The following is a 14,973-nucleotide window of genomic DNA, read 5'->3' as shown; positions in this document are numbered from 1 at the left end:
ATGACGACGATCCGCACAATGATCGTCGATGACGAACCGCTCGCGGTGGAACGGTTGCAGATGCTGTGCGCCCGCGAGCCGCGCATCTCGCTGGTCGGCACCGCGACCGATGGCGAGGCGGCGCTGCGCCTTGTCGAAGGGCTGGAGCCGGAACTGCTGCTGCTGGACATCGCCATGCCCCTGCTGGACGGGATCGGCGTGGCGCGGGCGGTGGGCCGCATGGGCATTCGCCCGGCGGTGATCTTCGTGACGGCGTTCGAAGGCTTTGCGGTCGAGGCGTTCGACCTTGCCGCCGTCGATTATCTGTTGAAGCCGGTGGCGCACGACCGGCTGACCCGCGCGGTCGACCGGGTGGAGCAGGCGCTGCGCATCCGGGTGGAAAGCGCGCCCGCCATATCGGACGCTCCATCATCGGAATGGGCGGAGGAATTCTGGGTGCCGCACCGGTCGGAGCTGATCCGTATCGGCACCGACCAGATCGACCGGATAGAGGCGGAGCGCGACTATATGCGGCTCTATGTCGCCGGTCACAGCTATCTGCTGCACCAGACGATCAGTTCGCTGGAGCAGCGGCTCGATCCGACCGAGTTCATCCGGCTGCACCGGTCCCATATCGTGCGGCGGGACCATATCCAGCGGCTGCGCCATGACGGCAGCGGCGTGTGGTTCGCCTGTCTGGAAAAGGGCGACGACATCCGCATCGGCCGCACCTTCCTAGCCAATGTGAAGGCGCTGACCGGACGATAGCCGCAGGCATAGAGTGATTTCGAGTGAAATGGAACATTTCGCGGCTCGGAAATCACGAGATAACAAAAGACTAGACCGAGATTTTGATTCAATCAAAATCGAACAAGGTCTAGGAAAACCCCCGGCGCAGCGCGTCGGGGGTTTTCACAATGCGATCGCCACGGTCAGTTTCCGACGACGATCCGGGTTCCCGCGTCAGCATAACGCGCATTATTTTCCGCCTTTGCGATGGCGATGCCGACCGGCTCCTTCGCGCTGCGAAGCGCGGCGTTGCGGCAGGATACGAACTGATGCAGATCGCGGGTTTCGCAGACCTTGGCGGCGGCGTAGCTGATACGCCGGTTCAGCGTCTCTTTCCCCGACTGGGTGGTCAGGTCCAGATCCGAATAGAGCACGGCCCGCTGGCGGGCGCCGGTCTCTGTCGTGCTGGTCTGGGCAGCGCCGGCGAAGGCGGGGGTCGCCGCCGCGAAGCACAGGGTTGCGGCCAGGGTCGCAGTAAAGCGGGTGGTGAACTTGGGGGCAAACATCACAGGGTCTCCTCTAAATACCGATATGCTATGCTTTGCCCGGCGCGCCCTTGGAGCGGCCGGGGCTGGCGGATGGCGGGGGCTGCCGATCCGTCCTGCCCATCCTGTTTAGGATCATGCCCGCCGCCACGCATTCCGGGATCGACCAGCGCCCGTCATCTTCGGCGGACGACCGCCGGCGTCGACGAACGGCGCAAGAGAGGCGACCAGCGGCGGCAGGACGGAAAATGCCAGCATGCCGTAGCGTCAAAATCGATCGGGAGGCGGGAGGCGTGTGCGAAGAATAAAAAACGCCCCCGGTGCAAGGGATGACCGGGGGCGTATCCTGCGCATGCTGTCGGGCACTTCAGGATCTGGTGCTATGGGCCACAAACCGGGGGCTGGTCCGGGGCGTATTCAGTAACGTCACAGTGCCATTGCCGACCTGTCGTCCTGATGAACGGATCATAATAATGGCGGCCTGAAAGGCGGAACATCTCTCGATCGCCGACACGCACCGTCGTTCAACGACATGTCCATCGACAAACAGCCGACGAGAAACGATCAATGTTGGGGGTATGGCGCGGGGACCAGCGGCACTGCAAGTGGATTAACCATGCAAGGTCCTGACCGTCCTTAGCCAAAATGGCGCGTTGTCCTTAACGCGCCGGATTTTTCGGGGTAGGAATCCCATGTCGTTCGGGTCAGGCGCGCGACTGGGTAAGAGGGCGCATAATGGGCAATTTTTTCAATGGCTTCCTGCAGGCACTGCCTCCACATGGCTATTGCCTTCTCTGGTGGCCGCAGCTCGTCTGGACCCATGTCATCTCCGACGCGCTGATCGCGCTCGCCTATTTTTCCATTCCCCTCGCCCTCATCCAGTTCGTGCGGCGGCGCAAGGATATGGAGTTTGGCGGCATATTCTGGCTGTTCGCGCTGTTCATCACCGCATGCGGCGCGACTCACGTCATGAGCATCTGGAACCTGTGGCATGGCGATTATGGCATAGAGGCGCTGATCAAGGTGGTGACGGCGATCGCGTCGATATTCACCGCGATTCTGCTCTGGCCGCTGCTGCCCAAGCTGCTGGCGATGCCCTCCCCCGGCGAACTGACCCTGGCCAACCGGGAATTGGGCGCGCGCATCGCGGAGCGCGACGATGCACTGGCCGCGCTGAAGCATGAGGTGGCCGAACGGCGGAAGGCCGAAGCCGCTCTGCTGCAGGCGCAGAAGATCGAAGCCATCGGCCAGTTGACCGGCGGCATCGCGCACGACTTCAACAATTTGCTGCAGACCGTGTCGGGCAATATGGAGTTGATCCTGAACAATGTGCAGGACAATCCCCGCGTCTCCCGCTGGGCCGTCAACGCCGCCTCCGCCCTGGATCGCGGCAAGAAGCTGACCGCGCAATTGCTCGCCTTCTCCCGCACGCAGGCGCTGGAGCTGAAGCCGATCGCCCTGCGCCCGGCCATCACCGATACTATCGACATGCTGCACCGGACGCTGGGACCGCAGGTGACGCTGGAGCCGGACCTGGGCGCGGGATATTGGCACGTCATCGCCGACCCGACGCAGCTTGAGCTGTCCATCCTCAATCTGGCGATCAACGCCCGCGACGCCATGCCCGGCGGCGGCATATTGCGCATCATGACCAAGCCGGTGCTGATCATGGGGGATGATGGCGACCTGCCCCCCGGACAATATATCGACATCATCGTCAGCGACAGCGGCACGGGCATGCCCGCGGAAGTGCGCGACCGGGCCTTCGAGCCGTTCTTCACCACCAAGGATCAGGGGCGCGGAACCGGGCTGGGCCTGTCCATGGTGTTCGGCATAGCCCGCCAGTCGGGCGGCACGGTGATCCTGGATTCAGAGGTTGGCCGGGGCACGACGGTCACGATCCGCCTGCGCCGGGCCGAAGTGGCGGACGCCATCGATGCGCCGGGCAGCGGCGGCCAGGAGTTTGAGGATCAGGTCGAGCGGCTGGACGGCATACACGCCCTGCTGGTGGATGACGATGACGAGGTCAGGACGACTTTGCTGGATGTGCTGACGTCCTTAGGAGCGCAAGTGACGGAAGCCAGCAGCGGCGCGCAGGCCATAGACCTTCTGCAAACCGTCGAACCGGATGTGGCGATATTGGACTTCGCCATGCCCGGCATGACCGGGGCGGAAACGGCGGCGCGGATCAGCCTGATCCAGCCGGACCTGCCCATCGTTATCGCCAGCGGCTATGCCGACACGCAGGCGCTGCGGATCGCGCTGGGCGAACGGATCGCGATGCTGCACAAGCCGTTCCGGCACCATGAGCTGACATCCGTGATCCGCGCAGTGTTGATGCCGGAGAGCCGGTAGTACCGAACGCGCAAGTTGCGCCTGATTTCCGTTCGGGCTGAGCCTGTCGAAGCCCTGTCCTTCTTAAAAGTGCAGGGCTTCGACAAGCTCAGCCCGACGGGAGGTGGGCTTAACGTGATCCGCTCTAAACGAGCCTCACTGAACGAGCAGCCACGTCGAACGGTTCGATGCCCTCGACCGTGAAGCGTATCGCCGCCCCGCTGCGGTTTATGCAGATTGCCGGTCCGTCCCGGTAACGCATGACCAGCGCGTCGCCGTCCGGGCGGTTCCAGTCGGCGTCCGTCATCTCGCCGCCGTCCGGGCGCAGCCATTGGACGTCATCGGGGGTCAGGAGGCGCGTCGCCATCAATGTAGGGGTGGCGGCGCGTTGGGCGGCGCATGCGAAGCTGTGCGCTTCGAGCGTCAGGTCGCGCCCCTTCCAGTCGAGCCAGGTGATCGCATTGTCCTGCGCATAGGCGTTGTTATTGCCCTGCTGCGTGCGGCCGAACTCGTCGCCCGCCGTCAGCATGATCGCGCCGCGCGAGGCGAACAGGGTGGAGAGCAGCGCCTTCACATCGCGCTGGCGGGCGGCGATGATGTCCGGCTCGCCGGTCTCGCCCTCGACGCCATTGTTCCAGCTCAGATTCTCGCCATGGCCGTCGCGGTTATTCTCGCCATTGGCCTCATTGTGGCGATGTTCATAGGCAGTGACGTCGGCCAGGCTGAAGCCGTCATGGGCGGCGAGGAAATTGACGGAGCGGGTGTGTGCGCCCTTACCGAATATGTCCGACGATCCGGCCAGGCGGGTCGCCAGCGCGCCAAGCCTGTGCGCATCGCCCCGCCAGAAGCTGCGCAGGTCGTCGCGGTAGCGGTCATTCCATTCGAGGAAGGTGTCGGCAAAGTTGCCGAGCTGATAGCCGCCGGGGCCGATGTCCCAGGGTTCCGCGATCATGATGCGGTCGGCGAGGATCGGGTCGGCGGCCATTTCCGACAGGAGCGGCGCCGCCGGATCGAAACCGCCCGGCAGGCGGCCAAGCGCCGGGGCGAGATCGAAGCGGAAGCCGTCTATCCCGGCATGGCGGACGAAGTGCCGTAATGAGTCGAGGATCAGGCGGCGGGCGACCGGATTATTGCAATCCACGCTGTTGCCGGTGCCGGTATCGTTGATGAGCGCGCCATTGGCCTCGTGCCGGAAATAGCGGCGCGCATCCAGGCCGCGCAGCGACAGGGTGGGACCCAGCGCGTCGCTTTCGCCGTCATGATTATAGACGACGTCCATGATGACGCCGATGCCAGCGTCGTGCAGCGCATCCACCGTCGCCCGCAGTTCGGCAAGGCCGCCGGGCGCGAGGCGCGGATCGAGCGCGAAATAGCTGACCGGATTATAGCCCCAGGCGTTGGTCAGGCCGAGCGGTCCCAGATGGCGCTCGTCGATCCAGGCGTTGATGGGCATCAGTTCGACGGCGCTGACATGCAGCTTTTTCAGATGATCGATGACGACCGGATGGGCGAGCGCCGCTATCGTTCCGCGCTTCTTTGGCGGCACGGCCGGGTGCAGCTTGCTGAAGGCGCGGACCTGAAGCTCGTAGATCAGGCCGCCCGGCGTGAATTTGGGCGGCTGTTGCGGGCGGGCGGGCAGCGCGCGCTTAATGACGCCCTTCGGCATAAGCGAGGCGGTGTCATGGCCATATTCCGCAAGGCGCGGATCATAGATCAACGGCCGGTCTATCGCGGTGGCATAGGGATCGAGCAGCAGCTTCGCCGGGTCGAACCACAGGCCGCTGGCGGGATCATAGGTCCCTTCGGCGCGCAGGCCGTAGCTTGCCCCCGCGCCAATGCCAGCAACGAAGCGGGTGAACAGCCCCTGCCCGTTCCCCTCCATCGGCAGGCGCTCCTCCCGCTCCCCTTCGAACAGGCAGAGCGAGAGCGCATCGGCGGCGGACCAGACGGTGAAGCGGGTGCCGCCTTTTTCGAGCCTAGGTCCAAGGGGCGGCAGGTCGCCGGGGTTCATGCGGCGAGCGACCGGTAGAGCGCGGCATAGCGGGCGGCGCTGCGGTCCCAGGAGAAATTGGCGCGCATGCCCGTCCGCTGCATGATCGTCCATGCGGCGCGGTCGGCATGAAGCTCGATCGTGCGGGTGATGGCGCGGCGAAGCTGATAGGGATTGGGCGGGCCGAACTGGACCCCGGTCGCCGCACCGGACGCAATCGCCGCTTCATTGGCGTCGATCACTGTGTCGGCAAGGCCGCCGACCCGCGCCACCACCGGCACGCAGCCATAGCGCAGGCCATAAAGCTGGGTCAGGCCGCAGGGTTCGAAGCGCGAGGGGATGAGGATAGCGTCGCCGCCCGCCTGCATCAGATGGGCGAGCGTCTCGTCATAGCTGATCTGGACGCCGACCCGCCCCCGGTGCCGATCCGCAGCGGCAAGGAACGCGCCCTCTAGCGGATGATCGCCCGACCCCAGCACGGCAAGCTTGCCGCCCATGCCGACCAGATGGTCGACGGCATCGGCCAGCATATCCATGCCCTTCTGCCAGGTCAGGCGGCTGACGACGACGAACAGCGGCGCGCCGTCCCGCTTCAACCCGAAGCGCTTTTCCACCGCGCGGCGGTTCGCCTTGCGCGCGGCAAGGGAGCGGTGGGAGAAGGCGCGCACAAGGTCCGGGTCCGTCGCCGGGTCCCACAGCGCGGCGTCTATGCCGTTCAATATGCCGTGCAGCCTATCCGCCCGGCCAGTGACGAGCCCGTCGAGGCCCATGCCGTTTTCCGGCTGGCGGATTTCCTCGGCATAGGTCGGGCTGACGGTGGTGATCGCATCGGCGGAGACGAGGCCCGCCTTCAGGAATCCGGTGCCGCCATAATATTCGACGCCATCGACGCCCCATGCCTCTGGCGGCAGGCCGAGCTGTGGGAAGATGTCCTGCCCATAACGGCCCTGAAAGGCGAGATTGTGGATCGTCACGACCTTCGGGATGTTCGCCGCCATGCCGAAGCGCATGTAAGCGGGGGTCATCGCCGCCTGCCAGTCATGGGCGTGGACCAGGTCGGGCCGCCAGGTCTTAAGCGCGCCCGATGCTATGTCGGCGCCGACGCAGGACAAGGCGGCAAAGCGCCGCCAATTGTCGTTCCACTCATTGCCGCGCCAGTCGGCATAGGGGCCACCCTCCCGCGAGAAAAAGGCGGGGCAGTCCAGCACATAGAGGTCGAGATCGCCGACCTTGGCCGACAGGATCGTCGCAGACGCGCCGAACAGCGCATCATAGGCGTGAACCTTCTTCGGCTTCACCAGCCGCGAGAGGACGGACGGGTAACCGGGGACCAGCGTGCGGACCTGCATGCCGTGGGACGTAAGCGCCAGCGGCAGCGCGCCGACGACATCCCCAAGCCCGCCGGTCTTGATGAGCGGATAGATTTCAGACGCGACCGAGAGAATCTTCATGGGCGGATCAGAGGGCCAGGCGGTCGATCATCGGCTGGGTTACGAGGCAGACGCCCCCTTCCGATACGCGAAAACGCTGCGCGTCGAGCAACGGGTCCTCGCCAATGACAAGATCGGGCGGGATATTGACGCCCGCGTCCAGCACGCAGCGATGCACGCGCGCACCGCGCCCAATCTCGCAGCCCGGCATGATCACGCTTTCCGTCACGGACGAGAAGCTGTGGGTGCGCACGTTGGAGAAGAGAAGGCTGCGGTGCAGGGACGAGCCGGACACAATGCATCCGCCCGCGATCAGCGAGGAGGTGGCGGAGCCACGGCGACCATCCTCATTATGCACGAACTTCGCGGGCGAGGTGACCTGCTGATAGGACCAGAGCGGCCAGCTATTGTCATAGATGTCGAGCGGCGGGATCACGTCGGTCAGATCGATATTCGCCTGCCAATAGGCGTCGATCGTGCCGACATCGCGCCAATAGGCTTCGCGCTCGCTTTCGGCGCGCACGCAACTGCTGGTGAAGCGGTGGGCGACCGCCTTGCCGTTCTTGACCAGATAGGGGACGATATCGCCGCCGAAATCGCGATTGCTGCCGATCAGCGCGGCGTCGCGCCGCAACTCGCGCGCCAGCAATTTCGTGTTGAAGACATAGATGCCCATCGACGCCAGCGCCATGTCCGGCTGGCCGGGAATGCCCGGCGGGTCGGCGGGCTTTTCGACGAAGGCGGTGATGGTGTCATTGGCATCGACATGCATGACGCCGAAGCCGGTCGCCTCCATGCGGGGCACCTCAAGGCAACCGACGGTCACGTCCGCGCCGCTGTCCACATGCTGCTGGAGCATGAGTTCATAGTCCATCTTGTAGATATGGTCCCCGGCCAGGATCACCATATATTCGGGCGCATAGGATTCGATGATGTCGAGATTCTGGTAAACCGCGTCCGCCGTCCCCTCATACCACTGGTTTTCGGAGATGCGCTGGCTGGCGGGCAGGATGTCGAAGCTCTCATTGCGTTCGGAACGGAAGAAGTTCCAGCCGCGCTGCAGATGCCGGATCAGCGAATGCGCCTTATATTGCGTCGCGACGCCGATGCGGCGGATGCCGCTGTTGAGCGCATTGGACAAAGCGAAATCAATGATCCGCGCCTTACCGCCGAAATGGACGGCGGGTTTCGCGCGCCGGTCGGTCAGGTCGCTGAGGCGGCTGCCCCGCCCCCCGGCGAGGACATAGGCCATGGCGTCGCGGGCCAGAGGTTGATGTCGCCTGTGTGTATTACTCATGTTTCTCCAGCCCCCGGCCCTGCACGGCCGCCTGCGCTAAACGTCCGGTGTTAACATTATGGTTCCGAGCGGCGGAATGGTGAGCGTCGCCCATCCATCCGGCCCGGCGATGACCCGCCCCGCATTGCCAACGCCGCTGCCGCCATAGTCGGATGCGTCGCTATTCATGATCTCCCGCCATGCGCCCTCCATCGGCAGGCGCAGACCATAGCCATGCCGTGTGACAGGCGTGAAATGGCTGATGACGACCACCGGCGGCGCATCGGGCGCCTTGCGGACCCAGGCGAATACGGAATCGGCGGCGGCGTCGGCCAGCAGCCATTCGAACCCGTCCCCCTCGCAATCGCGGGCGTGGAGCGCGGGCATGCTGCGATAGAGGCGATTGAGGTCGCGTACGACCGCCTGCATGCCGCTGTGCGGGCCATGATCGAGCAGATGCCAGTCGAGCGCCCGCTCCTCGCTCCATTCGGCGCGCTGCGCGAACTCTTGTCCCATGAACAGCAGCTTCTTGCCCGGATAGCCCCACATCATGGCATAATAAGCGCGCAAGGTAGCGAATTTCTGCCAGTCGTCGCCCGCCATCTTGTGCAGCAACGACGCCTTGCCGTGGACAACCTCGTCATGGCTCAAGGGCAGAATGAAATTCTCGCTGAAGGCGTAGAGCAGGCCGAAGGTGATGTCGTTGTGGTGATGCTGGCGGTGGATCGGCTCCCGCTTCAGATATTCCAGCGTGTCGTGCATGAAGCCCATGTTCCACTTGAAGCCGAAGCCAAGGCCGCCCTCATGCGCGGGAAGCGACACGCCGGGCCAGCTCGTCGATTCCTCAGCCATGGTCATCGTGCCGGGGTGGCTTCCGTAGAAAGCCTTGTTCATGGATTGGAGAAATGAGACCGCCTCCAGATTCTCGCGCCCGCCATGTTCGTTGGGCAGCCATTCCCCTTCCTTGCGGGAATAATCGAGGTAGAGCATCGAGGCGACGGCATCGACGCGCAGCGCGTCGACATGATAGCGCTCCGCCCAGAACAGCGCGTTGTTGACCAGGAAGGACGAGACCTCCCGCCGCCCGAAATTGTAGATCGCCGTGTTCCAGTCCGGGTGGAAGCCCTTGCGCGGGTCGGCATGTTCGTAGAGCGCCGTGCCGTCAAACTGGGCGAGGCCATGATCGTCGACCGGGAAATGCGCAGGCACCCAGTCGAGGATGATGCCGATGCCGGCTCGGTGCGCACCCTCCACGAAACGGGCGAAACCCTCCGGCTCGCCGAAGCGCGCAGTGGGAGCGTAGAGGCCGGTCGTCTGATAGCCCCATGACGGATCATAGGGATATTCGCTGATCGGCATGAACTCGATATGGGTGAAGCCCATCTCCACCACATAGGGAATCAGCCGTTCCGCCAGCGCATCCCAGTGCAGGAAATTGCCATCCGGGTCGCGCTGCCACGATCCGGCATGCACTTCGTAAATGGAGATGGGCTGGCGGCGCGGATCGGCCTTCGCCCAATGGTCGCGATGGGCCTGGTCAGTCCATGCATGCGACGGCACGGGCGCAACCACGGATGCGGTCGCAGGGCGCAGCTCCGACCGGAAGGCGAAGGGATCGGCCTTCAGCGGCAGGGTGACGCCATCCGGCCCGATAATCTCATATTTATAGGCCGCACCCGCCCCGACCTGAGGCACGAAGATTTCCCAGATGCCGGTGTCGCGGCGGCAACGCATGACATGGCGGCGGCCGTCCCAGCGATTGAAGTCGCCGACCACCGACACCCGTTTCGCATTGGGCGCCCAGACGGCGAAATGCGTTCCTTCCGCGCCTTCATGCTCCATGACATGTGCGCCCATCTTGTCGAACAGGCGAACATGCGATCCTTCGGCGATATAATAATCGTCCATCGGGCCAAGGACCGGCCCGAAGCTGTAGGGATCAATGAACCAATAGTCGCCGCCGCCGGGATAGACGGCATGATAGCGCAAGGGCTGGCGCTTGCGGATCGAAAGCTTGCCCGCGAACAGGCCGCCGGGGTGAAGCCGTTCCAGCTCCGCCGCCTTCTTCCCTGCGAGCGTATAGGCAGTGACCGCCTCCGCCTCCGGCAGCATGACGCGCGCGACCAGTCCCTTGCCGTCCGGGTGCACACCCAGCAGCGCGAACGGATCATCGTCGAAACCCTGGACCAGCCTTTCGATCCGGTCCGGACTCAGCACCCTCTGCTCATATGCGTCTTATCGACAGCAGTCGTCACACCGGAACCTTCCAGATGTCGGTCGCATATTCGCGAATGGTGCGATCCGACGAGAACCAGCCCATGCGGGCCACATTATAGATTGCCTTCGACGCCCAGGCGTCATGATCGTTCCAGATGGTGTCCACCGAGCGCTGGGCCGAGGCATAGCTGTCAAAGTCCGCAGCAACCATGAACCAGTCATGGTCATAGATGCCGTCGATCAGGCCGCGATAGCGATCCGGGTCGCCGGGCGAGAATACGCCGGAGCGGATCGCGGTCAGCGCCTGGGACAGTTCAGCGGACGCCTCGATCACCTTGCGCGGTTCATAACCCTGCGCACGGCGCATGTTCACCTCGTCCGCGGTGAGGCCGAAGATCACGATATTCTCCGCGCCGACATGATCGCGCATTTCGACATTCGCGCCGTCGAGCGTGCCGATGGTGAGCGCGCCGTTGACCGCGAACTTCATATTGCCGGTGCCCGACGCCTCCATGCCCGCCGTCGAAATCTGTTCCGACAGGTTGGCGGCGGGGATCATGATCTCCGCCATCGAGACATTGTAGTTGGGCACGAACTGCAGCTTCAGCAGACCCTGCACGGCGGGGTCGTGGTTGACCACACGCGCCACATCGTTGGCCAGTTTGATGATGAGTTTGGCATTGTGATAGCTGGGCGCAGCCTTGCCGCCGAACAGCTTGACGCGCGGCACCCAGTCGCGTTCGGGATGCGAACGGATCTGGTCGTAGAGCGACACCGCCTCAATGATGTTGAGGAGCTGGCGCTTATATTCGTGGATGCGCTTGATCTGGATATCGAACAGCGCGAGCGGATCGATGCGGGCGTTCATCCGCTGACGCAGCAGGTTGGAAAGCGCCTCCTTGTTCGCGCGCTTGATGGCGGTGAACTTGTCCTGAAACGCGCTGTCATGGGCGAAGGCGTCCAGCTCCCGCAGCGCTTCGGGATCGTCCATGAACTTGTCGCCAATGGCTTCGCGGATCAGGCCGAACAGCCCCGGATTGCACTGCATCAGCCAGCGGCGGAAAGTGACGCCGTTGGTCTTGTTATTGATCCGGTCGGGGTAGAGCCGGTGGAAATCGGCGAACACCGTCTGCTTCATGAGGTCGGTGTGGAGCGCGGACACGCCGTTGACGCTGTGCGATCCGGCGAAAGCCAGGTTGCCCATGCGCACGCGCCGCTCGCCGCCCTCGTCGATGATCGAGATAGTGCCGATGGCCTGATCGTCGAAACCGCCCTTGCGCCGCGCCTCCGCCAGCAGGCGGCTGTTGATCGCATAGACGATCTGCATATGGCGGGGCAGCAGCCGCTCGAACAGCGGCACCGGCCAGCTCTCCAGCGCTTCGGGAAGGAGCGTGTGGTTGGTGTAGCTGAACGTGCGGCGGGTGATGCTCCACGCCTCGTCGAAATCGAGGCCATGATCGTCGAGCAGCAGACGCATCAACTCCGTCACCGCGACGGCGGGATGGGTATCATTGAGCTGGATCGCTGCCTTGTCCGGCAGAGTGCGGACATCATCGAAATACTGGATGTGCCGGCGGACAATGTCCTGCAGCGAGGCGGAGGAGAAGAAGAATTCCTGCCGCAGACGAAGCTCCTGCCCGGCGGGCGAACTGTCGGCGGGATAGAGAACGCGGGTCAGCGCCTCGGCCCGGTTGCTTTCGCGCAGCGCGCCGAGATGGTCGCCGGCGTTGAAGGCGTCGAGCAGGATCGGGTCGATCGGCTGCGCAGTCCACAGGCGCAGCGTGTTGACGCGCTTGCCCCGCCATCCGGCGATCGGCATGTCATAAGGCGTGGCGATGACCCGCTCCGACGCCTTCCACACCATCTGGTTGGGGCTGGCGTCGGCATCGGCGGCGGGATCGACGAGGCCGCCGAAGCCGACCTCATAGCTCGCCTCGCGCCGCTCAAACTCCCAGGGGTTGCCGTGCGCCAGCCAGGTTTCGGGCAGCTCCACCTGCCAGCCGTCCGAAATCTCCTGCCGGAACATGCCGTTCACATAACGGATGCCGTAACCATAGGCGGGGACGTCCACCGTCGCCATCGATTCCATGAAGCAGGCGGCGAGACGGCCGAGACCGCCATTGCCCAGCGCCGCATCCGGCTCCAGCTCCGCAATCACATCGATGTCGACGCCCAGCGAGGAAAGCGCCTGCGTCATCTCATCCAGCAATTCCATGTTGGATACGGCGTCGCGCATCAGGCGGCCGATCAGAAATTCCAGGCTGAGATAATAGACCCGGCGGCCTTCTTCCTCATAGGTCTTGTGGGTCGATGCGATCCAGGCGTCGATCACGCGGTCGCGGATCGAGAGGATGACGGCGTGCAGCCAGTCATGCGGCTTGGCGGCCTTCGCATCCTTGCCGATGCGATAGGTCAGGCGCTCGACGATTTCGTTGGCGAGGATGCCGGGATCGGACTGACGGGGCGCCGGTTTCGGCAACGGGGTCTGGCTGGTGACGTTCATGGGTAGAGCGATCCCCTTTCGCGCTTGGTTAACGGCAGGATGACACCGGCAGCGGCCGCTGCCAAGGGACATTTTGCGCTGCAGCAATATGACCCTGGACGTTAAAGATATGTTTCGCTGAGCGCCGAATAGATGAGCGCCTTCAACTCCCGGCGGATGGAGAAGGCGAAGGAGGGCATGACCTGCGTCATGAATATGCAGATCAGGTGTTCAACCGGGTCGACAAAGAAGGATGTCGAGAACAGCCCGTCCCAGTAAAATTCCCCCGGCGTGCCGGGCAATCCCGCCTTTGCAGGGTCCATGGTGACGGCGAATCCCAGGCCGAAACCGATGCCCGCATTCTGAGGCTCGCCAAATACGGAATGCGGAAATTGCGACAGATCGCCGCCGCCGGAAAGATGGTTGGCCGTCATCAGCGCAACGGTTTCGGACGAAAGGAGGCGCACGCCGTCCAGCGCGCCGCCGCAAAGCAGCATCCGGCAGAAACGATGATAGTCCGCCGCGCTGGACAACAGGCCCGCGCCGCCGGAATAGAAACGATCCGGCATCCGCCAGCGGGATTTTCCTCCGCGATCGAAAAGGACGGGCGGCTTCCCTGGCTCGGCGGACCAGGCATCGGTGAGCCGGTCCGTGCGGTCATCGGGCAGTTGGAAGAAGCTGTCCGCCATCCCCAGCGGTCCGAATATCCGTTCTGCAAAAAACGCCTCAAGGCTCATGCCCGACAGGCGTTCGACGACGACGCCCAGAACGTCGGTCGCCATCGAATAATTCCATGATGCGCCGGGCGAGAATAGCAGGGGCGGCTCCGCCATCACGGCCATGAACTGGTCCGATGTCCATTGCGGCCGGAAGCTGTCGAGGCCGAGCGTCCGGTATGCCTGGTCCACCGCGCCCCGATGCTGCAGGCCATAGGTCAGGCCCGATGTATGGCGCAGCAGATCGATCATGCGCATCGGCCCGGCGGCGGGCGTCGTCACAAACGGTTCGTCTCCGCCGCCGTCCGCATAGACGCCGGTATCTCTCAGTTCGGGGATCACGTCCTGCACCGGCTGGTCAAGCGTGGTCAGCCCCTGCTCCACCAGCATCATGAAGGCGACGGAAGTCACCGGCTTGGTCATAGAGGCGAGGCGGAACAGCGCGTCGCCGGCAAGCGGCGTCCCATCCTCCCGCGCCGCGCCGATCGATTCCGACAGTACCGTCCGGCCATGGCGCGACACCAGAATCTGCGCGTGGGGAAACAGGCCCGGATCGACGTAGCGGTCGCGCAGGAAAGGCGTGATCTGCGCCAGCCTTGCGGGGTCAAAGCCCATTTCCTTGGCAAGCAAAGTGTCCACGCCGGTCATCGGCAAAGCGTTTAGGCGCACGGCCATGCATTGCCAAGCATGCCTCCCGCCCGCTATGGGGCATGTCCTGCAGCTTTCTGACGAATGACCTCGCACTATGGCATCGGGCCTCGAAGCCGTCTTTCTTGAAAACCGGGCCGCCCTGCTCCGCTTTCTCCGCGCGCGCGGCGCGGGCGACCGGGCGGAGGATGTGTTGCAGGACATGTGGGTGAAGCTGCGCGCCAGGGATGTCGGGCCGGTCGCCGATCCGCTGCCCTACCTTTATCGCGTCGCCAATAATCTGATGCTTGACCAGTACCGGTCGTCGACCCGGCGGGAAAAGCGGGAACAGGATTGGGTGGATGGCGGCACCGGCCAGATCGTCGAGCAGTCCATGGATGCGCCCGCCGACGAACAGATGATCTCCGCACAGCGGCTGGGCGAAGCGGAAGCCGTCCTCCGGGACCTTGGCCCGCGCGTGGAAACGGTGTTCCGCCGGTTCCGGCTGGATGGCGTCGGGCAGAAGCAGATCGCGATCGACCTGGGCGTCAGCTTGACCACGGTGGAGAAGGACCTGCAGAAAGCCTATCGCGCGCTGATCGCCCTCAAGCAGAGGTTCGACGCGGAATGAGCGCCCGGCAGATCATC

10 protein-coding genes are annotated in these 14,973 nt (G+C 64.1%); 3 read left to right on the top strand and 7 right to left on the bottom strand.

Annotation, left to right across the window (positions count from 1 at the left end; genetic code table 11):
- Positions 1–747, top strand: a complete 747-nt coding sequence (locus KFK14_RS04270; protein WP_070153895.1) for a LytR/AlgR family response regulator transcription factor — start codon at positions 1–3, stop codon at positions 745–747.
- A 164-nt stretch (positions 748–911) separates the two neighbouring features.
- Here KFK14_RS04270 and KFK14_RS04265 read toward each other — a convergent pair whose 3' ends face one another.
- Positions 912–1,274 (bottom strand): UrcA family protein, encoded by a 363-nt coding sequence (locus tag KFK14_RS04265; protein WP_212609990.1) that lies wholly within the window; start codon positions 1,272–1,274, stop codon positions 912–914.
- A gap of 714 nt (positions 1,275–1,988) precedes the next feature.
- On the opposite strand from KFK14_RS04265, the gene KFK14_RS04260 reads away from it, so the two are divergent.
- Entirely contained in the window at positions 1,989–3,608 is a 1,620-nt protein-coding gene (locus KFK14_RS04260; protein WP_212609989.1) for a response regulator, read from the top strand.
- A gap of 124 nt (positions 3,609–3,732) precedes the next feature.
- On the opposite strand, the gene glgX is transcribed toward KFK14_RS04260, so the two are convergent.
- The 6 genes from glgX to KFK14_RS04230 all read right to left on the bottom strand — a co-directional run bounded on the left by glgX (position 3,733) and on the right by KFK14_RS04230 (position 14,373).
- Positions 3,733–5,598, bottom strand: coding sequence for a glycogen debranching protein GlgX (gene glgX, locus KFK14_RS04255; protein ID WP_212611037.1), 1,866 nt, complete (start codon positions 5,596–5,598; stop codon positions 3,733–3,735).
- Positions 5,595–7,028 (bottom strand): glycogen synthase GlgA, encoded by a 1,434-nt coding sequence (gene glgA, locus KFK14_RS04250; RefSeq protein ID WP_212609988.1) that lies wholly within the window; start codon positions 7,026–7,028, stop codon positions 5,595–5,597. Before glgA ends, glgX begins: the two co-directional genes overlap by 4 nt.
- Positions 7,029–7,035: 7 nt before the next feature.
- The gene (gene glgC / locus KFK14_RS04245; RefSeq protein ID WP_070153907.1) at positions 7,036–8,304 is read right to left on the bottom strand and encodes a glucose-1-phosphate adenylyltransferase; all 1,269 of its coding nucleotides are present in this window, start codon (positions 8,302–8,304) and stop codon (positions 7,036–7,038) included.
- A gap of 36 nt (positions 8,305–8,340) precedes the next feature.
- Positions 8,341–10,500, bottom strand: coding sequence for a 1,4-alpha-glucan branching protein GlgB (glgB, locus tag KFK14_RS04240; protein WP_212609987.1), 2,160 nt, complete (start codon positions 10,498–10,500; stop codon positions 8,341–8,343).
- 34 nt (positions 10,501–10,534) lie between these two features.
- Entirely contained in the window at positions 10,535–13,003 is a 2,469-nt protein-coding gene (locus KFK14_RS04235) for a glycogen/starch/alpha-glucan phosphorylase (protein ID WP_212609986.1), read from the bottom strand.
- A 101-nt stretch (positions 13,004–13,104) separates the two neighbouring features.
- Entirely contained in the window at positions 13,105–14,373 is a 1,269-nt protein-coding gene (locus KFK14_RS04230; protein ID WP_212609985.1) for a serine hydrolase domain-containing protein, read from the bottom strand.
- Between the two features lie 70 nt (positions 14,374–14,443).
- Between KFK14_RS04230 and KFK14_RS04225 the strand changes: the two genes are divergently transcribed.
- Entirely contained in the window at positions 14,444–14,956 is a 513-nt protein-coding gene (locus KFK14_RS04225; protein WP_212609984.1) for an RNA polymerase sigma factor, read from the top strand.
- The last annotated feature ends 17 nt before the right edge of the window (positions 14,957–14,973 follow it).

The sequence above is a fragment of the Sphingobium phenoxybenzoativorans genome (assembly GCF_018286635.1).
Taxonomy (GTDB): domain Bacteria; phylum Pseudomonadota; class Alphaproteobacteria; order Sphingomonadales; family Sphingomonadaceae; genus Sphingobium; species Sphingobium phenoxybenzoativorans.
Note: the sequence above shows the minus strand (reverse complement) of the source record. Positions and strands in the feature narration are given on the sequence as shown.

What these genes read in the sequence shown, in the direction of transcription:
- KFK14_RS04270 (WP_070153895.1), top strand. Translation starts at nt 1, where the DNA reads ATGACGACGATCCGCACAATGATCGTCGATGACGAACCGCTCGCGGTG.
- KFK14_RS04265 (WP_212609990.1), bottom strand. Translation starts at nt 1,274, where the DNA reads ATGTTTGCCCCCAAGTTCACCACCCGCTTTACTGCGACCCTGGCCGCA.
- KFK14_RS04260 (WP_212609989.1), top strand. Translation starts at nt 1,989, where the DNA reads ATGGGCAATTTTTTCAATGGCTTCCTGCAGGCACTGCCTCCACATGGC.
- glgX (WP_212611037.1), bottom strand. Translation starts at nt 5,598, where the DNA reads ATGAACCCCGGCGACCTGCCGCCCCTTGGACCTAGGCTCGAAAAAGGC.
- glgA (WP_212609988.1), bottom strand. Translation starts at nt 7,028, where the DNA reads ATGAAGATTCTCTCGGTCGCGTCTGAAATCTATCCGCTCATCAAGACC.
- glgC (WP_070153907.1), bottom strand. Translation starts at nt 8,304, where the DNA reads ATGAGTAATACACACAGGCGACATCAACCTCTGGCCCGCGACGCCATG.
- KFK14_RS04235 (WP_212609986.1), bottom strand. Translation starts at nt 13,003, where the DNA reads ATGAACGTCACCAGCCAGACCCCGTTGCCGAAACCGGCGCCCCGTCAG.
- KFK14_RS04230 (WP_212609985.1), bottom strand. Translation starts at nt 14,373, where the DNA reads ATGGCCGTGCGCCTAAACGCTTTGCCGATGACCGGCGTGGACACTTTG.
- KFK14_RS04225 (WP_212609984.1), top strand. Translation starts at nt 14,444, where the DNA reads ATGGCATCGGGCCTCGAAGCCGTCTTTCTTGAAAACCGGGCCGCCCTG.